This window comes from Hymenobacter segetis, from assembly GCF_054776495.1.
Genome location: NZ_BAAHBV010000001.1, coordinates 1,814,935 through 1,834,028 on the forward strand (window position 1 = coordinate 1,814,935; position 19,094 = coordinate 1,834,028).

The 19,094-nt window shown below is 60.6% G+C and carries 16 protein-coding genes; 5 read left to right on the forward strand and 11 right to left on the reverse strand.

The window, feature by feature from the left end:
• Positions 1 to 99: 99 nt before the first annotated feature.
• Both ACYU70_RS07580 and ACYU70_RS07585 read right to left on the reverse strand, forming a co-directional pair.
• A complete protein-coding gene (locus tag ACYU70_RS07580; RefSeq protein ID WP_342295355.1) occupies positions 100 to 486 on the reverse strand; it encodes a response regulator in 387 nt (128 codons plus the stop codon).
• Positions 487 to 542: 56 nt separating this feature from the next.
• Positions 543 to 4,178 (reverse strand): PAS domain S-box protein, encoded by a 3,636-nt coding sequence (locus tag ACYU70_RS07585; protein ID WP_342295356.1) that lies wholly within the window; start codon positions 4,176 to 4,178, stop codon positions 543 to 545.
• A 132-nt stretch (positions 4,179 to 4,310) separates the two neighbouring features.
• Between ACYU70_RS07585 and ACYU70_RS07590 the strand changes: the two genes are divergently transcribed.
• From ACYU70_RS07590 to miaA, 3 genes are all read left to right on the forward strand, one after another.
• Positions 4,311 to 5,438 (forward strand): glycosyltransferase, encoded by a 1,128-nt coding sequence (locus ACYU70_RS07590; protein WP_342295357.1) that lies wholly within the window; start codon positions 4,311 to 4,313, stop codon positions 5,436 to 5,438.
• Between the two features lie 182 nt (positions 5,439 to 5,620).
• Entirely contained in the window at positions 5,621 to 7,588 is a 1,968-nt protein-coding gene (locus ACYU70_RS07595) for an OmpA family protein (RefSeq protein ID WP_342295358.1), read from the forward strand.
• Positions 7,589 to 7,648: 60 nt separating this feature from the next.
• Positions 7,649 to 8,566 carry a tRNA (adenosine(37)-N6)-dimethylallyltransferase MiaA gene (miaA, locus tag ACYU70_RS07600; protein ID WP_342295359.1) on the forward strand — a complete coding sequence of 306 codons (918 nt, stop codon included), beginning with the start codon at positions 7,649 to 7,651 and terminating at the stop codon, positions 8,564 to 8,566.
• Between the two features lie 170 nt (positions 8,567 to 8,736).
• On the opposite strand, the gene pfkA is transcribed toward miaA, so the two are convergent.
• Positions 8,737 to 9,708 (reverse strand): 6-phosphofructokinase, encoded by a 972-nt coding sequence (pfkA, locus tag ACYU70_RS07605; protein ID WP_342295360.1) that lies wholly within the window; start codon positions 9,706 to 9,708, stop codon positions 8,737 to 8,739.
• Positions 9,709 to 9,940: 232 nt separating this feature from the next.
• Here pfkA and ACYU70_RS07610 point away from each other — a divergent pair, with 232 nt between their 5' ends.
• Positions 9,941 to 10,399 (forward strand): tellurite resistance TerB family protein, encoded by a 459-nt coding sequence (locus ACYU70_RS07610; RefSeq protein ID WP_342295361.1) that lies wholly within the window; start codon positions 9,941 to 9,943, stop codon positions 10,397 to 10,399.
• A gap of 108 nt (positions 10,400 to 10,507) precedes the next feature.
• Here ACYU70_RS07610 and ACYU70_RS07615 read toward each other — a convergent pair whose 3' ends face one another.
• The 5 genes from ACYU70_RS07615 to ACYU70_RS07635 form a co-directional block, all read right to left on the reverse strand.
• Complete coding sequence (locus ACYU70_RS07615; RefSeq protein ID WP_342295362.1) at positions 10,508 to 11,734, reverse strand: aspartate aminotransferase family protein; 1,227 nt, start codon at positions 11,732 to 11,734, stop codon at positions 10,508 to 10,510.
• Between the two features lie 173 nt (positions 11,735 to 11,907).
• Entirely contained in the window at positions 11,908 to 12,393 is a 486-nt protein-coding gene (locus tag ACYU70_RS07620; RefSeq protein WP_342295363.1) for a hypothetical protein, read from the reverse strand.
• A gap of 24 nt (positions 12,394 to 12,417) precedes the next feature.
• Positions 12,418 to 12,885, reverse strand: coding sequence for a hypothetical protein (locus ACYU70_RS07625; protein WP_342295364.1), 468 nt, complete (start codon positions 12,883 to 12,885; stop codon positions 12,418 to 12,420).
• Positions 12,886 to 12,950: 65 nt separating this feature from the next.
• Complete coding sequence (locus ACYU70_RS07630; RefSeq protein ID WP_342295365.1) at positions 12,951 to 13,499, reverse strand: RNA polymerase sigma factor; 549 nt, start codon at positions 13,497 to 13,499, stop codon at positions 12,951 to 12,953.
• Positions 13,500 to 13,642: 143 nt separating this feature from the next.
• Positions 13,643 to 14,023, reverse strand: a complete 381-nt coding sequence (locus ACYU70_RS07635; protein WP_342295366.1) for a hypothetical protein — start codon at positions 14,021 to 14,023, stop codon at positions 13,643 to 13,645.
• A 264-nt stretch (positions 14,024 to 14,287) separates the two neighbouring features.
• Between ACYU70_RS07635 and ACYU70_RS07640 the strand changes: the two genes are divergently transcribed.
• Complete coding sequence (locus ACYU70_RS07640) at positions 14,288 to 16,009, forward strand: hypothetical protein (RefSeq protein WP_342295367.1); 1,722 nt, start codon at positions 14,288 to 14,290, stop codon at positions 16,007 to 16,009.
• A 121-nt stretch (positions 16,010 to 16,130) separates the two neighbouring features.
• On the opposite strand, the gene ACYU70_RS07645 is transcribed toward ACYU70_RS07640, so the two are convergent.
• The 3 genes from ACYU70_RS07645 to ACYU70_RS07655 all read right to left on the reverse strand — a co-directional run bounded on the left by ACYU70_RS07645 (position 16,131) and on the right by ACYU70_RS07655 (position 19,094).
• Positions 16,131 to 17,087: a transketolase family protein gene (locus ACYU70_RS07645; RefSeq protein WP_342295368.1), complete on the reverse strand. Its 957-nt coding sequence runs from the start codon at positions 17,085 to 17,087 to the stop codon at positions 16,131 to 16,133.
• Between the two features lie 115 nt (positions 17,088 to 17,202).
• Entirely contained in the window at positions 17,203 to 17,565 is a 363-nt protein-coding gene (locus ACYU70_RS07650; RefSeq protein WP_342295369.1) for an endonuclease domain-containing protein, read from the reverse strand.
• Positions 17,566 to 17,684: 119 nt separating this feature from the next.
• Positions 17,685 to 19,094, reverse strand: coding sequence for a vWA domain-containing protein (locus ACYU70_RS07655; RefSeq protein ID WP_342295370.1), 1,410 nt, complete (start codon positions 19,092 to 19,094; stop codon positions 17,685 to 17,687).

The window sequence follows — 19,094 nt, forward strand, 5'->3', positions numbered from 1 at the left end:
GAGTTTTGAATTATGAGTTGTTTCGCAGTCAAAACCGCCGTGAGGCATTTGGGCCTACGATTTCAACTCATAATTCATAATTCAAAACTCATAATTCCTTTAGCCCACGTATTGCTTCACTACGCGCACCAGGGCGTCGAAATCGAGCGGCTTGGGCAGGTAATCGGTCACGCCGGCCTCGCGGAACTGGTCCATCGAGTAGTTGTTGGCGTTGCCGGTGATGGCGATGATGGGCAGCTTGTTGATTTTGGGGTCGGCGTGGGCGCGGATTTCGCGGGTGCACTGCATGCCGTCTTTCACGGGAATGTTGATGTCCATCAGCACGCAATCCACCGGGTTGCTCTCCAATTGCTTCAGCACTTCGCCGCCGTTTTTAGCCAGCACGATTTTATACTTCTGCAATTCGAGGATTTTGCGGGTAAGATTGAGAATTACCGAGCTGTCTTCGGCAATGAGGATGGTTTTGGATGCGGGTTCGGCGGACATTGGCGAAGGGGTTTGAGTTGGGTTCATAGGGTAGAGCGGTAAGAAATTGGCCGCGCTCAGGCGGCCGAAGGGTCAGCAGCGCGCTCAACTGCGCCGGGGTATTCGGCAACGAACTGCGCAAAGTAATGTTCCAGAAGTTGAAAACCCACGGCACCTTCATCCAGCCGGCCCTCTTTGAACTGGTGTTCAAGGTGCCGGGCCTGCGCGGCCAGGGCCACCCCGCCCAGCGTAGAGGCCGTGCCTTTGAGCTGGTGCAGCATGGGCAGCAGCTCGCGGAAGTTGGCCTCGGCCACCACGGGGGCAGCGTCGCGCAGCAAATCGCCGGCCTCCTGCTCAAACTCCTTATACAGCTCGAACGTGAATTCGGAGCCACCCAGCTCTATCAACTGGTGCATGATGTTCACATCGAGCGTGGGCTCCTGAGGCGCGGCTGGCGCGGGCAGCGCAGCCGGGACCGGGGCAGTGCCATTGGCACCAGGGGCTGTGGCGGGGGTATTACGCGGGCGCAGCCAGCGGTGCAGCACTTCGTAGAGGTGGCGGCTTTTCACGGGCTTGCCCACGTAGTCGTCGAGGCCCTGGCTCATGAAGCGGCCGGCGTCTTCCTGCATGGAGTAGGCCGTCATGGCCACCACGGGTGGGCAGGCAGCCCCCAGCAAGCGGCGGATTTCGGCGGTAGCGGCCACGCCATCCATTTCCGGCATCTGGATGTCCATGAAAATAATGTTGTAGCTGGCCCCCGGCTTGCTAACCAGGGCAATGGCCTCGGGGCCGCCGCCGGCAATGGTCACATCGCAGCCCAGCTTGGTGAGCAGGCGCTGGCCCACCTTCTGGTTAATGGCGTTGTCATCGACGAGCAGCACCCGCGGGGCGGCCTCGAAGGGCTGGAACGCGGCCTCGCGCTGCGGAGCCGCAGCGAGTGGCTCAACGTGCTGGGCCTCGCGGGCCGTGATGGTGAACCAGAACACCGAGCCCTCGCCCTCGTCGGATAATACGCCGATTTCGCCCCCCAGCAACTCGGCCAGCTGCCGGCTGATGCTCAGGCCCAGGCCCGTGCCGCCGTAGGCCTTGCTGGGCGTGGTGTCGAGCTGGGTGAAATTGGTAAAGAGCAGGCTGGCGTTGTCGCTCGAAATGCCGATGCCCGAATCCTGCACCGCAAAGCGCAGGGTGTGCAGCTCGCCGTCGGTGCTCACGCTGCTCACCACGATGCCCACAGTGCCTTCGTTGGTGAACTTGATGGCGTTGGCCACCAGGTTGGACAGAATTTGGAGCAGGCGCACCTCGTCGGTTATCACGTAGCGCGGGGTGTGCGGCGTGATGTGGTAGGTGAAACGGATGTGCTTCTGCTCGGCCCGGTAGATGAACAGGGCGCGGATGCGCTCCATCACGGCTTGCAGCTCGATAGGCGTTTCGTGAATCTGGAGCTTGCCGGCCTGGATTTTCGATAGGTCGAGAATGTCGTTCAGGATGGTAAGCAACGCGTCGGAGCTCTTGCGCAGGGTATCCACGTAGTCGAGCTGCTCGTCGGTTTCCACGGTCTGGTCGAGCAGGTCAATCATGCCGATGATGCCGTTCATGGGCGTGCGCAGTTCGTGGCTCATGTTGGCCAGGAACTGCGTTTTGGCCTCCAGGGCGGCTTCGGCCTCGTCTTTGGCCAGGCGCAGGTCGTCCTGCATCTGCTTGATTTCGGTTACGTCGCGGGCAATGCCCTGGGTGCCGGCATCGCCGCCGCCTACGATGCGCGCATTCACCAGCACGCTTACCGGGTAGCCGTCCTTGTGCCAGAGCTGGGTTTCGAAGTTGCGCAGGCCACCGCTGCGGTCCACTTCCTCGGTGGCGCGGGGCCGGTCGGCGGGCTCCACGTAGAAATCTATCACGGGCCTGCCCACCACTTCTTCGGGCTCGTAGCCCAGCACGTCGCGCACCGAAGGGCTGACGATGGTGAGAATGCCTTCCTCGTCGGTGCGGTAGTAGATGTCCTGAAACGACTCGAAGATGGAGCGGAACTTCTCCTCCTGCCCTTCCAGGGCCAGCTGGGCGCGCTTCTGCTCGGTGATATCGTGGGCAATGGCCGAAATTTCCTCAAACGAGCCATCGCCCAGGTAAATCGGGTTCAGGTAAATATCGGTCCACACGTCATAGCCCCGGGCATCGCGCAGGCGCATCTCGAAGCGCTGGGCCTGGCCCTTGGCGGCCGCGTCGTAGTGCTGCACGAAGGTGTCGCGCTCGTGGGCGGGCATGTTCGCCAGGTCGGCCTTCCACAGGTTGAGGCCGCGCACCGGGTAGGTGCCGTTGCGCCGCAGGAACAGGGCCGCGTAGTTGCGGTTGAAGTTCATGAGGTTGGCGTGGGTGTCCACCGTCCACATCACGTGCGAGCCGCTCTCGAAGATAGCATTGAGGCGGGCCGTTTGCTTGCCAATCTGTTCCTCGTTGCGCTTGCGCTCGATGGCCAGGGCCACTTGGTTCGAGATGAAGTGCAGCACGTCGAGGTCGCCGGGTGTGTAAGCATCGGCGCGGCTGTAGTCCTGCACGGCCAGCACCCCAATGATGCGGTCGCCGATGCTGAGCGGCGAGGCCAGCATCACCTCCGGGGCCTGCCCGAAGGCCGTGACGGCCCCGCTGCGCACCAGCTGCTGGTAGTCGGTGTGGGTGAGGTAGCGCGGCTGCCCGCCGGCAATGATGTACTCCGACACGCCCGCCGAAAAAGGCCGCGTGCCCTGCGGCCGGGCCTGTGGGTGCTGGTCGACGTGGTACACGAACTGCAGCTGCGTGCGGGCATCGTCGCAGAGGGCGATGAACAGGTTGCTGGTTTCGATAATCTTGCTCAGCTCGCGGTGAATGGCCCCGTAGAGGCTGGGCAAGTCCTTGGCCGAGATGGCCAGGTTGGCGATGCTGTAGTAGACCTTTTGCAGGCGCTCGGCCTTGATGCGGTCCGTAATGTCGTGCAGAATGGCGCGGCTGCTCACCGGCTGGCCTTCCTCGCGCACCACGTTCATGCTCCCGATAAGGTGCACGGGCTTGCCCTGGCTAGTCAGAAACACGGTTTCGACCTTGTTCACCGGCTCGCCATCATACAGATTGCGGAGCTGATAGAGCAGCTTGGCCTTGTAGTAGGGGTGCACCACATCGGCCAGGGTGCGGGTGGCCAGCTCGGCGTCGGTATAGCCCAGCTTTTCCTTCCAGGCCTTGTTCACAAACAGGAAACCGTTGTCGGCCCCGAGGTGCTGCACCAAGTCTTGGGCATTGTCGAGAAAGTCCTGCAGGTGGGTGCTGTCGCCGGCCAGGGCCGGGCTAACCACACTGTGGCTGGCCACTTCCTGGCCGGCCATCCAGAGGCCCGTAACGCCCCCGGCGGCATCGTGCGTGAAGCCGGCCTGCCAGTTCAGGTAGCGCAGCTGGCCCGTGCGCGTACTTATCGACCGCTCGTAGCTGGCCGCCACGTTCTGATGCTCAATTATTTCCAGGAACTCCCGCCGCCGCGCTTCGCGCTCGGCAGGCGGGGCAAACAGCTGGTAGCAGTGCTGGCCCAGCACTTTGTCGCGGGTATAGCCCGTGAGGGCCAGCAGGGCCTCATTGACCTCAACGATGGTCCCCTTCGAATCGGCCAGCATGTACACCTGGCCAAGCTGGTCGAGCAGCGCCGCCAGGGGCGGGGCCACGGGGCGGGCAGTGGAAGTAGCCGAAAAAGGAGCCATAAACGACACGAACTACCAGTTGATATTTCCGGCTAAGATAGCCACCGCGCTGCGAGGCGGCGGTGTAAATTTGGCCAAAATATAATTATCGCCGGCCGTCCCTGCCCGGCTGGCCCTCGCCCCACCCCGCCCTTGCCGCTCCCCTCCCAGCCGCTGCTTTTCACCGTCACCACCGATTTGTGCTTCGACCAGCGGATGCAGCGCATCTGCGGCAGCCTGGCCGCCGCCGGCTACCGCGTGCAGCTGGTGGGCTGGCAGCGGCCCACTTCGCCCCCACTCACGCCGCAGCCTTACCAGCAGCGCCGCCTGCGCGGCTGGTTTCAAAAGGGCAAGCTGTTTTACCTGGAGTATAACCTGCGGCTGTTTTTCTACCTATTGAGCCAGCGCGCAGCCGCCTGGTGCGCCTGTGACCTTGATACCGCCCTACCTGTGTGGCTGCGCGCCAAGCTCGGCGGCCAGCCCTTCGTGTACGACGCCCACGAGCTATTCACGGAAGTACCCGAGGTGGTGGCCCGGCCGGCGGTTCAGCGCATCTGGCGGTGGGTGGAGGGCTTCATCGTGCCGCGCGCCCGGCTAGCCTACACCGTGGGGCCGGCACTGGCGCAGGTCTTTGAGCAGCGCTACGGCCGGCCCTTTGCCGTGGTGCGCAACGTGAGCCGCCTGCGAACTGGCGAGGTGCTGCCGCCCGCCCCCACCGCTGCCCCGCCCGCTGGCTACATCCTCTACCAGGGCGCGCTGAATGTGGGCCGGGGCCTGGAAAACCTGATTGATGCCATGCCGCAGGTGGCGGGCCGGCTGGTGATTTGCGGTGAAGGCGACCTCTCGGCCATGCTACGTGAGCGCGCCGAAAAGCTGGGTTTGCTGGCATCAGGCAAAGTTGAATTTCGGGGCTTCGTGCTGCCCGAGGCATTGCGCGAAGTCACGCGGCACGCGGCCGTGGGCATCATGCTGCTGGAGAATATCGGCCTGAGCTACTATTACTCGCTGGCCAATAAATTTTTTGATTACGTGCACGCCGGCATCCCGCAGGTGCTCATCGACTTTCCCGAATACCGCGCCCTCAACGACCAGTTCGACGTGGCCGAGCTGGTGACCGACCTGCAACCCACCACCCTGGCCGCTGCCCTCAACCGCCTGCTGCGCGACGAGCCCGCCCGCTACCAGCACCTGGCCGAAAACTGCCGCCGCGCCGCGCTCCAACTCAGCTGGCAACATGAGGAACAAGTGCTGCTGAAGCTATTTGCGGGCTTATTTGCATAGCCTGGCTTTCGCTTGCACATTGAGCCAATAACTTAAACTACTGGCTCGTTGGCGCCAGCGCATCGGCCGCTTGCTGCCTGGAAGGCGGCCGTGGGCGTTATCTTGCCGGTCCGATGGGTGGCACTACACGCCGAAAATATTGTTTTGTAGCTGCTTACCCTGGTTCCCCGTTGCTCCGGCCTATGAAGATTTTTCTGACGCTGGTACTGTTGGTTTTTCGGCTGATACTATATGCACAGCCCACGCCGCCCGCTATCCCGTACACCGACGCGCAAGCCCGCTACCAGCTGGCCTTTGCGCCGGGCTGGGTGCCGCCCCGGGCCGCGGGCGGGCAGGTAGCCACGTTCACAGCCGGCGCGCCGGTTATCGCCGCGACAGTGAAAGTCCTCCAGCAGCCACTGCCCGACGACCGCCGCGACCTGCGGCTGCTAGGCGCGGGCCGGCCCGATTCGGTGTACCAACGCATCCAGCGCCTTCCCCGCGTGCAGGTGCTGCGCCTCGACCAGCACAGCATTGGCCCCACCGATGAGATTGATTACGAGTACACCTACGCCCCGCCAGCCCTAGCCACGCGCATGCACGTAGTGGGCCGGCAGCTCTGGCGCGGCGGCTACGAGTTTCGGGTAGAATACCGGGCCGGCACCGACCAGAGCGGCCGCTACCTCACCGAAGGCCGGCAGTTGGTCGAGTCGTTCGCTTTCACTAACTCGCCCTGGCCCAGCCGCCGCTACGCCGACCAGATTTGTGACGGCAAAATGTATGGCATTGCCGCCCTGCGCTACCACGACGGGCAGTGGGAAGATGACTGCCGCACCATCCACGAGTTTTCAACTTCCGACCCCACAGCCACGCCCCGTGCTCACCGCCGGGTGCTGCCCTTCCAGTCCTACGCCCTGGCCAAAGGTTTCGATAACTGCCTGTATTCCGTCACGAAAGCCCCCACCAACGCGCCTGAACGCGTGTACCGCTACGACCCCGCCGCCCGGCGCGGCGCGTACACCGACTGGCAGCTCCCCGCCCAAGGCCCGGAAAACGTCTGGATTTCCGCCGCTACCGACGACCACGGCGACCTGTATTTCATGACTTCCGATGCCAACCTGCTCGTGCGCGTGAGCCCCCACGAAGGCCGCGTGAGCGTGGTGTGGGCCACGGACCCCATCCGCAAAGCGCCGTATTATCCCCTCATCGGCTTCGCCAGCGCGGGCACCCACGGCAATTTCTGTCTCGACGATGCCAGCACGATGTATATGGTGTACAGCACCGACGGCTCGCTGCTAAAAGTAAACCTGACCACCAAGCAGCCCGCGCCCGAGCGCATTCCCATCGACGGCTTGCCCGTGCGCGGCGGCTACAGCGACCTGCTGATGCAGAACGATGCCGCCGGCCGCCGCCGCATGTACCTAGCCGGCCCGCACGGGCTCTATCAGGTCGATTTGGCCCGCCGCCAGGCCACCCGCGTGCGCGGCGGCACCTATACCGACCTGGCCGGCTGCAACCTGTTTGGCGTGGTGCAGCCCGCCCCGCCCGCGCCGCCACCCACGCCCACCACTTCCATTTGGGAAGGCCGCGTGCTCGATGCCACCACCTCGCTGCCCCTGCCGCAGGCCCAGCTCCGCCTCGACCACGACGACGTGGGCACGGCCGTGCTGCTGTCGGTGCGCGGTAGCTTCACCTACACCACCACGCCGGGCAGCACCTACCAATACCACGCCCAGCACCCCGGCTATTTCTCCACCGACAGCACCTGGGCCGCCGCGCCCGGCCCGCTGGTACGCGACATATTGCTCCGCCCGCTGGCCGTGGGAGCCACCCAGCAACTCGCCAACGTGCAGTTCGAGCAGGGCAAAGCCGTTATGCTGCCCTCGTCGGCCGCCGCCCTCAACAAGCTGGTGCGCCTCATGATTGACAACCCCGGCCTGACCATCGAGCTGCGCGGCCACACCGACAACGTGGGCCCGCCCGAAAAAAACGTGGTGCTCAGCCAGCAGCGCGTAGCCGCCGTGAAAGCCTACCTCGCCGACCACGGTGTGGCCGGCAGCCGCATCACCGGCCTGGGCCTGGGCGGGGCCGAGCCCATTGCCAGCAACGACCAGGAAGCCACACGCCGCCTCAACCGCCGCGTCGAATTTCGCATCGTGGGGCTGCAATAGCGCGGGCGGCGCGAACTTTGCGGCCCGCGTTGACGCTTTTGACAGCGCATTATTTCCGCCGTGTCCGCACTTCCTCCCGAAATCCTCGCCCAGCTGGCCCCCACAGCCACCGACCCGCGCCCCGTGCTGCTCACCATTGCCGGCCCCACGGCCGTGGGCAAAACGGCCCTGTGCGTGCAGCTGGCCCAGCAGTTTCACACCGAAATTGTCTCGGCCGACTCGCGCCAGTTTTTCCGCGAGCTCAGCATCGGCACGGCCAAGCCCACGCCCGCCGAAATGCAGGGCGTGCCCCACCATTTCATCGATAGCCACAGCATCACGGAGGATTACAGCGCCGGCCGCTTCGCCACCGATTGCCTGGCCGTCCTCACCGACTTATTCCAAAAGCACCCGCTGGTCATCCTCACCGGCGGCTCGGGCCTCTACGTGCAGGCCGTGACCGACGGGCTCGACGAGCTGCCCAGCGTGCCGCCCGAAGTCCGGGCCCAACTCCACGCCGAGCTGGCCGCCCACGGCCTGCCCCACCTCGTGGCCGAGCTGGCCGAAACCGACCCCGTGGCCCACGCCCGCATCGACCAGCAAAACCCCCAGCGCGTGGTGCGCGCCCTGGAAATCACCCGCGCCACCGGCCGGCCTTTTTCCAGCTTCCACACCGCCGGCCCACCGCCCGAAAACCCACTTTTCCGCAACGTGAAAGTGGCCCTCACCCGCGAGCGGGAAGAGCTTTACCAGCGCATCAACCTCCGCGTGGAGCACATGCTAGAAGCCGGCCTGCTCGATGAAGTAAAAACCGTCCTGCCCTACCGCCACCATCACGCCCTGCAAACCGTGGGCTACCAGGAGATTTTCGGCTTTCTGGACGGTGAATACGACTGGGCCGAAGCCGTGCGCCTGCTTCAGCGCAACACCCGCCGCTACGCCAAGCGCCAAATGAGCTGGCTGCGGCGGGACTCGGCTTATCAGTGGGTGCAGTTATAACCAGCTGTCATTGCGAGCGGAGCGAAGCAATCCGTCCTGTCAAAACCAGCCATTTTCTTATACCAGAAAGCCCCGGCACTTTGCAGTACCGGGGCTTTTCACATTATCAGGTTAGTCGCTGGGAACAGGACGGATTGCTTCGCTCCGCTCGCAATGACAGCCGTCAAACGCTATACGCTCAGAATCTCCACCATCCGCATGAAGCTCTGGTTGATGAGTTTTTTCTTGTTAATCGTATCCGTGAACGGCGTGTACACCAGCTTTTTATCCACAATTCCGGCCATTACATTACGCATGCCGTTCATGAGGCCTTCCACGGCGGCGATGCCGATTTGGGAGCCCAGCAGGCGGTCGGCGGCCGTGGGGGAGCCACCGCGCTGAATGTGCCCGATAACCGTGACGCGAGTGTCGAGCTGCGGAATGGCTTCCTTCACGCGGGCGGCCGTGTTGGTGGCGTTGCCTTCTTCCTCGCCCTCGGCCACGATGACGATGAACGAGGTTTTGGAACGCTGCCAGCCCGTTTGCAGCGTGTCAATTACCACATCCACACTCATTTGCGTTTCGGGAATCATCACGATTTCGGCCCCGCCGCCGATGGCACACGGGATGGCGATATAGCCCGAGTCGCGGCCCATCACCTCCACAAAGAAGCAACGGTCGTGCGAGTCGGCCGTGTCCCGGATTTTGTCGATGCACTCCAGCGCCGTGTTCACGGCCGTGTCGTAGCCGATGGTGTAGTCCGTGCCGTACAGGTCGTTGTCGATGGTGCCCGGCGCACCCACCGTGGGGATGCCGAATTCTTCCTCAAAAATCATAGCCCCGGTGAAGGTGCCGTTGCCGCCAATGGCCACGAGGCCTTCAATACCGTTGTTTACCAATTGGTCGAAGGCCTGTTGGCGGCCTTCCTTGGTCATAAACTTCTGACTGCGAGCCGATTTAAGAATGGTGCCGCCCTTCTGCACCGTGTTGGACACCGAAGCCGAATCAAGACGCACAAATTCGCCCTTAATCATGCCACTGTAGCCCCGCATAATGCCGTAAACCTCAATACCGTGGTATGTGGCCGTGCGTACCACCGCCCGGATGGCGGCATTCATGCCCGGCGAATCGCCTCCACTCGTAAAAACCGCTATTCTCTTCATCTGACCTGATATATATACAACCGGGCGCGCAAATGGCACCCAAACCGCGCAAAGTTGGTGAAATGAATGCAAACCCTCAACCCAGGCAAAGAAATTGCCGTTATGGAAACGATTGTAATTTCTCTTAGCAGAACAGTAATTTGACAACAAAAAGCTGATTTTTCGTGTATCTTACCCCTGAAATCGCGGTTTCGCTCCCAAAATCATTCCCCACATCTTAATTCCCACGTTTATGTTCGGTTTTTTCGAAAATGAGCAGGCTAAAAAAATCAAAAGCCACCTGTTGAATCTCGCGGCGCTGGCTAAAGCCGACGGCCATATCGACGCTCGGGAGATGAATTTTATCCTCGCCGTGGGTAAAAAGAATGGCATCAGCTCCTCTGAAGTGCAGGCGCTGGTATCGGGCTCGAAAGGCAGCAGCAACGACCTGCCCACCACCGACTCGGAGCGTTTTGACCAGATTTTCGACCTTGTAGATATGATGTTGGCCGACGGCATCGTGGACGAAACTGAGATGGACTTCTGCATCATGATGGCCGAGAAGCTGGGCTTCCGCAAAGCCATTGTGGGCGTGTTGGTGCGCAAGATTTCGCAGGGCGTGAAAGATGGCCTGCCCAAGGAACGCATCAAGGAAGAAAGCACATCATTTCTGAACTACAACGAGTTGCCCCGCCCCAACGTGGCGGTGTAGTAGATTTCCCAACGGGCAGCCCGCAACAGAACCGGCCCTTTGGCAACCCCGTTTCGGGCTGCCAAAGGGCCGGTTTTTTGCTGCACCGAGCTTGGTTCGTTAATCGCCCTAGCTAGCCCTACCGGGTGCAACCCCGCCCCCACCGGCAATGTGCTCGATGGCGCGCAGCAGCGCGGCGCAGGCGTCGTCAATCTCGGCCTCGCTGATGGTGAGCGGCGGGGCCAGCCTTAGGGAGTTGTCGCAGAACAAGAACCAGTCGGTGAGGATGCCTTCGTGCTCTAAGGCATAGTCGATGATGGGCTTGAGCACGGCGAAGGAATCGAATTCCACAGCCATTAGCAGGCCTCGGCCGCGTACCGCCCGAATGGCCGGGTGCCGCAACTGCTCCCGGAACCGCACCGCTTTGGCGTCCACGCCTTCGGCCAGTTTTTCATCCTGCATCACCTGCAGCGTGGCCAGGGCCGCCGCGCAGCTCACCGGATGCCCGCCGAAGGTGGTGCAGTGGCCGAGAATCGGATTGGTTTTGAAGCCGGACATGATTTCCGTGCTCGAAATGAAGGCCCCAATGGGCATGCCGCCCCCCATGCCCTTGGCGCACACCAGAATATCGGGCTCGATGCCGAACTGCTCGAACGCCCACATGGTGCCAGTGCGCCCGTAGCCGCACTGGATTTCGTCGAGAATGAGCAACGCGCCCACTTCGGAGCAGCGGGCGCGCAGGGCGGGCAGGTAGCCGGGGCTGGGCACGCGCACGCCGGCTTCGCCCTGCACGGTTTCGATGACCACGGCGGCCGTGCGCTCGGTGATAAAGGCGAGGTCGGCCAGCTCGTTGTGGCGGATGTGGCGCACGTCGGGCAGCAGCGGGCGGAAGCTGTTTTTGAAGCTCTCGGAGCCGGTGATGGACAGGGCACCGTGCGTGGAGCCGTGGTAGGCGTTGAGGCAGGAAATGAGCTCGGTGCGGCCGGTGTGGCGCTTGGCCAGCTTCAGCGCGCCCTCGATGGCCTCGGTGCCGGAGTTGGTAAAAAACACCGAATCCAGCTGCGCGGGCAGGGTTTTGTGGATGGCCTCGGCCAGCTGCGCGGGGACGGCCTGCACCAATTCGCCGTACACCATCAGGTGCAGGTATTTATCGAGCTGGGCCTGAATGCCGGCCAGCACGCGCGGGTGGCGGTGGCCCACGTTGCTCACGCCGATGCCCGAAATCAGGTCGAGGTAGCGGCGGCCGTTGGGGCCGTACATGTACACGCCTTCGGCCCGCTCAATTTCCAGCAGCAGCGGAAAATCAGAGGTTTGGGCCTGGTGGCGCAGGAATAATTGGCGGGGTGTGAGGACCACGGCTTTATCGGATTTGACGGATTAGTCGGATTTTGGGGACGAGGATGCATTGGCAGCTTCACCCACCCGCCCTTGATAACAACCTGCGAAGTGGCTGTTTAGATTATCCCACAAAAGTAAAGAGGCCACTGCGGGGGCAGCGGCCTCTTGGCATAGCTCAGAAAGAAACGGTCTTAATTGGTGTCAATGGCTGGCTGGGCACCCGCCCCGGCCACGCGCTTGATGACTTCCTTCGTGAAGTCGCGTTCGGCCTGAAACAGCTGAGCCACTTGGCGCAGGGAAATGACTTTCTGAAACTTATCGAAGTATTCCTTTTCGAGGTTCAGCTCCTGCTGGCGCATGTTGAAGGATTGGGTGAAGTTGTCGCGGATTTGCTGGTCGGTCATGCCTTCGGTCACGTCGCGACGCAGCAGGCGGCCGCTGCGGTTGAGCTCGCGGCGGCGGGTCGAAAACTCGTTGTAGAGCGGCCAGAACTTCTGGGCCTGGTCCTGGGTAAGGGATACGCGGTTGGTGATGAAGGCAATTTTGGCGTTTTCGAGCTGGCCGAGGCGCTGGCGCCGGCCGCCGCCCAGCCCACCCTGGGCGTGCGCGGCCGGGGCCAGCAGCAGCAGCAAAGCCGCGAGGCTCAGCAAACGAAACATGGATGATAAAACGGACATGATAGCGAGGTAGGAATACAGAAATTAGAGGTACGTAGAATCGTCGGAAGGTTGCGCGTCCAGCGCGTCGTTCAGCTCATCTTCCGATGCTTGTAGGAAGCCTTTGGTGATGGCTGGATGCGCGGCGGTGAGCACGGCCAGGTCGGAGTTTTCGACGCGGGCACCGCTCGTGAGCAGGTAGCCCACCAGCTCGGTGCGCGGCACAGCATCGAGCGAGGCGGTGGTGGCCGTGGCGGGCACCAGCGGCGCAGTGCCGCTCATGTAGAACGAGGCTGCAAACCCGCCCAGCACGGCCACCGAGGCCAGCCCGGTGCGCAGCGCCGGCGACAGGAAGCTGAGCCAGCCGCGACCTAATGCAGTTTCGCGGGCATCGGCCTGGGGCAGCCGGGCCATTATATGCATCGGCAGTTTATCGAAGTAGCCAGCGGGCGGCTCGCTCAGCAGCGGGCGGGGCCGCCGGGGATGCGCGTCTAGCTTGAAAGCAGTTTTCATGATGGTTGGATGAAAAGGCAGGGGCAGCGTTTAATTCCGCCAGTAAAAAATTGTGCGGGGCGGGGTTAGTCGTCGGTGTTGCGGGTCACGTATTCTTCTACTTTTTTCACGGCGTGATGGTAGCTGGCTTTCAGCGCGCCCACGCTGGTGCCGGTTACTTCGGCCATTTGCTCATAGGGCATTTCGTCGTAGTAGCGCAGGTTGAACACGAGGCGCTGCTTGTCGGGCAGGCGCAGAATGGCTTGTTGGAGCTTCAGCTCAATGGCATCGCCGGCAATAGCGGGGTCGGCTTCAATTTTGGCAGCCAGCTCGGCCCCCACGTCATTCAGCGGCAGCAGGAACTTGCGCCGCTTGCTGCTCAGGAAATTCAGGCACTCGTTGGTGGCGATGCGGTAAATCCAGGTAAAGAGCTGGGAATCCTGGCGGAAGTTTTCGAGGTGCTTCCACACCTTCACAAACACGTCCTGGGTGAGGTCGTCGGCGTCGTCGTGGTCCACCACCATCTTGCGCACGTGCCAGTACACCTTGCTCTGGTACTTGCGCACGAGCTGGTTGAACGCCAGATTGCGGCTAGCGGGGTCCTGGAACTTGAGGAGAATTTCGTGGTCTTCCAAACGCGATAGATTCTTGCCTGGGCGGCGAAGGCGGGGGTTGGACGCGCTGACAAAGGTCGCGTTTAATGCGACTGGTGAAAAAGTATTTGCCCCGGCCCACTACACTGGCAGGTACAGGCAGTTAGCCTGCACCAGAGTTGCGGCTACTTTTCCGCGTAAGTGCAAGTCCAGCGGTTATCAGGATTGGTCGGAAATACCAGAAAGTATTTATCGGGCCGGTCTATTTTCTCTGCTTTGCCTTTATCAAAATAGCCACCAGTAAATAGCAGGTTTCCGTCTTTATCAACGATGAATTTTCCCTTGCTGGGTTTCTCAAAACCGGAGTAGAAATAGGTGCCATCGGTACTTATCGTGAACGAACCGCGCGGGATATATTCGGTCACTACCCCACGGTATTTGCTGGCTGTGCAGCTGTATTTGCCATATTTAAGCTTGGCTTTTGGTGCCGCCTGGGCCAGAAGCTCGACTGAAGTAAGCGCGAGCAATGCGCAGCTGACAGCTGTAATCAGAAATCCCTTTTTCATTTTAACTACTTGTGCTTTGAAAACTTCGGGGCACTAATCAACAATAATTTACACAAATTAAAAAATCCAAATAATCTCTGTTTACCCCCGCTGAGATAAGTGGTATTACGCAGCAAAATGCGCCGCGAGCCGCCGAGCAAAGGCTTTGTTTAAAATTCACTATGTTTAATATAAATTCTACCAGAATAATCCGTCAGGGTTGGCACACCGAGGAGCGGCGAGCTTAATTCCGATAGCTGGCAACGCTTTTAGCAAGTAGTCGATATGCAACGGACATCCCTGAATTGGACAATTATCACCTTGCTGGCGCTGGCATCGTCGTGCAGAGAGAAAACCACCACCCCATCACAGGCCGCCATCACCCAACTGAGCCTCAAACGCGGGCAGGTGATTACTTGCGGGGCCAGCAACCAGCAGCTGGGCGCGGTTCAGTTCAAGGTTTCGTGCGGGGCGGCCGCACAGGCAGATTTTGACCTTGGCCTGAAGCTGTTGCATTCGTTTGAATACGATGAAGCAGAAAAGGTCTTCGCAAAGATTATTGATAAAAATCCGGCTTGTGCCATGGCGTATTGGGGCGTAGCCATGGCCAATTTCCATCCGTTGTGGACGCCGCCCGCCGAGCCGGAATTACAGAAAGGCCTTAAGGCTATCACTCTGGCACAATCAATTACCCAAAAAACTGCCCGCGAAGCCGATTATATCGATGCCATTGCGGCCTTCTATCAGGATGCCGACCACGCCGACCACCGCACCCGCTGCGGCCGTTTTGAGAAGGCCATGGAAGCTCTTCACACGAAATATCCGGCGGATAAGGAAGCCACTATTTTCTACGCGTTGGCGCTGAACGCGTCTGCTAATCCGGCGGACAAGCAGTTTGTTAATCAGAAAAAAGCGGGACAATTATTAGCCGCGCTCTATCCTAATGAGCCGAATCATCCGGGCATAATTCATTATATCATTCACACATACGATTACCCGGAACTGGCCGAATTAGCCTTGCCCGCGGCTCGGAAATATGCGGCCGTGGCGCCATCGTCGGCGCACGCGCTGCACATGCCTTCGCACATTTTTACCCGGTTGGGACTGTGGGAAGAGTGTATCAATTCCAATTTGGCTTCCGTGGCCTCGGCGCAATGCTACGCGCAAGAAGCCGGCCTGCCAGGGCACTGGGACGAGGAATTGCACGGCATGGATTACCTCATGTACGCGTACCTGCAACGGGGCGAAAATGCCCTTGCCCAACAGCAATGGGACCACCTGCAAAATATCAAAATTGTCACGCCCCAAAACTTTAAAGTGGCGTATGCTTTTGCGGCCATCCCGGCCCGCTATTTACTCGAAAACCGGCGCTGGCAAGAAGCGGCCGCACTGGAAATTAACAGGCCCGATTTTCCCTGGCAGGATTTCCCCTGGCAGCGGGCCATTGTGCATTTCACACGGGCGCTGGGCCTGGTTCATTCCAACAAAGTGGTTGCTGCCAAAGCAGAGCTGCAGGCGTTAAAGGAGCTTCAGGGCAAGCTCCTAGCTCAGAAAGACGAGTACAAAGCCCGGCAGGTTGAAATCCAAGTCAAAGCCGCCGAGGCCTGGATTCTCTGGCGAGAAGGCCAAGGCGATGCTGCATTAGAGCTTATGCATGCCGCTGCCGACCTGGAAGATGGCACCGAAAAGCACCCGGTTACGCCTTCCGAAGTACTCCCGGCACGCGAGCTATTGGGCGATATGCTCCTGCAATTTAATAAGCCTCAGGAGGCGCTAATGGCGTACGAGGCCAATCTTCGCAAACACCCCAACCGCTTCAATGGCCTGTGCGGCGCGGGGCTGGCCGCCAGCCGGGCCGGCGATGCCGCCAAGGCCACCCGTTATTATCAGCAATTGCTGCGGGTTGCCAACCTGGCCAAATCAGACAGGCCCGAAATAGCGGCTGCCCAGCAGTTTCTGCAAGCTCATCGGCCGCCCCAAAAGCTGATGAGCACTACAAATATTTGAAGCTACTTAGAACATTGGCACTCCCTCTAGGCGGAAAGAATTGAATGCCTCGGCACGTTTAAAACGCAAAAGCCCCCGCAACTTTCGGAGCTGCGGGGGCTTTTGCGTCACTGAAAGCTAATTATTTCTTCCGCTTCATCACCGCTTCCACGGCTTCTACAATGGCCTTATCGGTGAGGCCGTATTTCTCCATCAATTGGTCGGGGGTGCCGCTTTCGCCGAAGCTGTCGTGCACGGCCACCATTTCCAGGGGCAGGGGCTCCTCGCGGGCCAGCAGCTGGGCGATGCTGTCGCCGAGGCCACCGTTCATCTGGTGCTCTTCGGCGGTTACCACGCAGCCAGTTTTGCGGGCCGAGGCGAGGATGGCCTGCGCATCGAGCGGCTTGATGGTGTGGATGTTGATGATTTCGGCATTGATGCCTTTCTCGGCCAGGAGCTTGCCGGCGAGCACGGCTTTCCACACGAGGTGGCCGGTGGCGAAGATGCTCACGTCGGTGCCTTCGTTCATCAGCCAGGCTTTGCCGATTTCGAATTTCTGGTCGGCGGCCGTGAAGTTGGGCACCACGGGGCGGCCGAAGCGCAGGTACACGGGGCCTTCGTAGTCGGCGATGGCGATGGTGGCGGCTTTGGTCTGGTTGTAGTCGCAGGGGTTGATGACGGTCATGCCGGGCAGCATTTTCATCATGCCGAGGTCTTCCAGAATCTGGTGGGTAGCGCCGTCTTCGCCCAGCGTGAGGCCGGCGTGGGAGGCGCAGATTTTCACGTTCTTGCCCGAGTAAGCAATGCTCTGGCGAATCTGGTCGTAGACGCGGCCGGTGCTGAAGTTGGCAAAGGTGCCCGTGAAGGGGATTTTACCGCCAATGGTCATGCCGGCGGCCACGCCCATCATGTTGGCCTCGGCAATGCCGACCTGGAAAAACCGCTCGGGGAAGGCCTTTTTGAAGGCGTCCATTTTGAGCGAGCCAGTGAGGTCGGCGCAGAGGGCGACTACGTTGGGGTGGGTGGTGCCCAGCTCGGCCAGGCCAGCGCCGAAGCCGCTGCGGGTGTCTTTGGATTCGGTGTAGGGGAAGTCTTTCATTGGGATGTTAGGGAGGTTTCGTTAGAACAAACTCCCCTCCTTTTTTAAGGAGGGGACATTTCAGCAAGGCTGAAATTGGGGTGGTTAAGTCGTTGAACGACTCGCACCAGAAAGATTAAACAAGATGAAACTTACTTTCAATAGTGTGCAATACACTGGTCAGGTCCGACCAAATCAATTTATTTTCAAATCGGATTACCTGAATACCCAACGTATTGAGGTAATCCGTGCGAGCAGCATCGTGCAGATTACCCGTCGCAGTGTAGTGGCCGGCACCGTCCAGTTCCACGGCAATTCTTTCTTCAGGGCAATAGAAATCCAGAATGTAAGCGCCGACGCTATGCTGGCGGCGGAACTTCCGGCCGGCAAGCTGGCCGCCTTTCAGGGATTTCCATAGGGTTGCTTCGGCAGGAGTGAGCGCATTGCGAAGGGTGCTGCGGTCTTCTTTCTTTTGCGGCAGGTTGTGGTAAGTGTCCATTGCTACTTGATGAAGAATCTTGCGTTTCTGATGCGAGTCGTTCAACGACTTAACCACCCCAATTTTCACTTCGTGAAAATGTCCCCTCCTTAAAAAAGGAGGGGAGTTTTCGTTCTGCTTTACTTTCCAAAAATGGCTACCGAAGTCGTCTGCCCGCTCCGAATACTAAAATTGCGCACGTCCGTGTATTTGCTGCCGTTGCTGGTGGCAGTACGGAAAACTAAGCGGTAAGCACCCGGCTGCATGGGTAGGTTGATTTTGCTGCTCCCGCCCTGCGGCAGGTCGTAAATCCAGGTCTGCGACTCATCATCATTCAATTGATAGATGCTGCCGTAGCCTTTCAGGTCGGAGGTGATGTTGAGGGTGCCGGGGGCGTCGTAGGTGAAGGTGTATTCCTGGCCCTGCTTGATGGAGAGGCGGCGCACGGTGCGCGGCAAGGTCAGGGCTTCCACTTCGTAGTTACCGGCCAGCAGCTTCTGGCGGGTGCCGAAGGTGCCGGCGGTGACGGTAGCGCCGGCCGGGGTGCGCACTACGGCCCGGATGGTGCCGTAGGGATTGGGCGAGAGCGGCGGGTTTTGCAGCCAGAGGGTGCCCTGCGGGGTTTTGTAGGTGAGAACGTTGGCCTTGCCGGGGATGATGGGGATGTTGGCCTGGCGCACGGGCGGCACGGTGTTTATCACGAGGTCGTAGCTCTGGAGGGCATCGATGTCGAGCACATCGGCCTTGCCCTGGGCGTCACGGTAGTGGACGTAGTTGTACTCGGGCTGCTCGGTCACGTTGTTGACGAACGTCATGTTGACGTTCGTCTCCACGGGCTTGCCGTTGGCATCGGTGAGGTTTACCGAGACGGTGGTTTTACTCAGGGTTTTGGCGATTACGTCGTTCATCACCGTGCGGAAGGTCTTCACCTCGGCGGCGTTGTAGTACTGACCGAGGCATTCGAGCTGCCGGCCGAAATCGCGCTCAGCCCCGATGCCGATGACGAACGGTTTCAGGAAAACGTGCTTGCGCTGCAGGGCCAGGGAGGCCGCGCAGGGGTCGCGGTTGCAGGATTCGAGGCCGTCGGTTATCAGCAGCAGGACGTTGCGGGAGGACTTATCGGTGGGGAAATCGTTGGCCGACTGCTCCAGCGAATACGTGATGGGCGTGTTGCCCTGGGCCTTGAGCGTGCCGAGTCGGGCCTTGATGGCCTTGGCATTGCGGGGCGCGAAGGGCACTTCCAGCTTCGAGTCCTGGCAGTTTTTCTCGGAGTTTGGGTACTGGTGGCCGTACACGCGCAGGCCCAGCTCCAGGTTGGGGTAGGCGTTGAGCGAGTCGACCATTTTGCTGAGCATGCGCTTGGCCACCTCCCAGCGGGGCTGGCCCTCCCAGGGCGCCATCATCGAGCCCGAGGCATCGAGCAGGAAGAGAATGCGGGTGACCTTGGGCTTTTCGGGCGGGGCGTTTTGGGCATGCGCTTCCTGAGCTGGCAGCCCCAGCGGGGCCACCAGCAACAGGAAACATAAGGCCCGGAGCAAGCGCGGCAGCAT

What these genes read in the sequence shown, in the direction of transcription:
- ACYU70_RS07580 (WP_342295355.1), bottom strand. Translation starts at nt 486, where the DNA reads ATGTCCGCCGAACCCGCATCCAAAACCATCCTCATTGCCGAAGACAGC.
- ACYU70_RS07585 (WP_342295356.1), bottom strand. Translation starts at nt 4,178, where the DNA reads ATGGCTCCTTTTTCGGCTACTTCCACTGCCCGCCCCGTGGCCCCGCCC.
- ACYU70_RS07595 (WP_342295358.1), top strand. Translation starts at nt 5,621, where the DNA reads ATGAAGATTTTTCTGACGCTGGTACTGTTGGTTTTTCGGCTGATACTA.
- pfkA (WP_342295360.1), bottom strand. Translation starts at nt 9,708, where the DNA reads ATGAAGAGAATAGCGGTTTTTACGAGTGGAGGCGATTCGCCGGGCATG.
- ACYU70_RS07610 (WP_342295361.1), top strand. Translation starts at nt 9,941, where the DNA reads ATGTTCGGTTTTTTCGAAAATGAGCAGGCTAAAAAAATCAAAAGCCAC.
- ACYU70_RS07620 (WP_342295363.1), bottom strand. Translation starts at nt 12,393, where the DNA reads ATGTCCGTTTTATCATCCATGTTTCGTTTGCTGAGCCTCGCGGCTTTG.
- ACYU70_RS07625 (WP_342295364.1), bottom strand. Translation starts at nt 12,885, where the DNA reads ATGAAAACTGCTTTCAAGCTAGACGCGCATCCCCGGCGGCCCCGCCCG.
- ACYU70_RS07635 (WP_342295366.1), bottom strand. Translation starts at nt 14,023, where the DNA reads ATGAAAAAGGGATTTCTGATTACAGCTGTCAGCTGCGCATTGCTCGCG.
- ACYU70_RS07640 (WP_342295367.1), top strand. Translation starts at nt 14,288, where the DNA reads ATGCAACGGACATCCCTGAATTGGACAATTATCACCTTGCTGGCGCTG.
- ACYU70_RS07645 (WP_342295368.1), bottom strand. Translation starts at nt 17,087, where the DNA reads ATGAAAGACTTCCCCTACACCGAATCCAAAGACACCCGCAGCGGCTTC.
- ACYU70_RS07650 (WP_342295369.1), bottom strand. Translation starts at nt 17,565, where the DNA reads ATGGACACTTACCACAACCTGCCGCAAAAGAAAGAAGACCGCAGCACC.
- ACYU70_RS07655 (WP_342295370.1), bottom strand. Translation starts at nt 19,094, where the DNA reads ATGCTGCCGCGCTTGCTCCGGGCCTTATGTTTCCTGTTGCTGGTGGCC.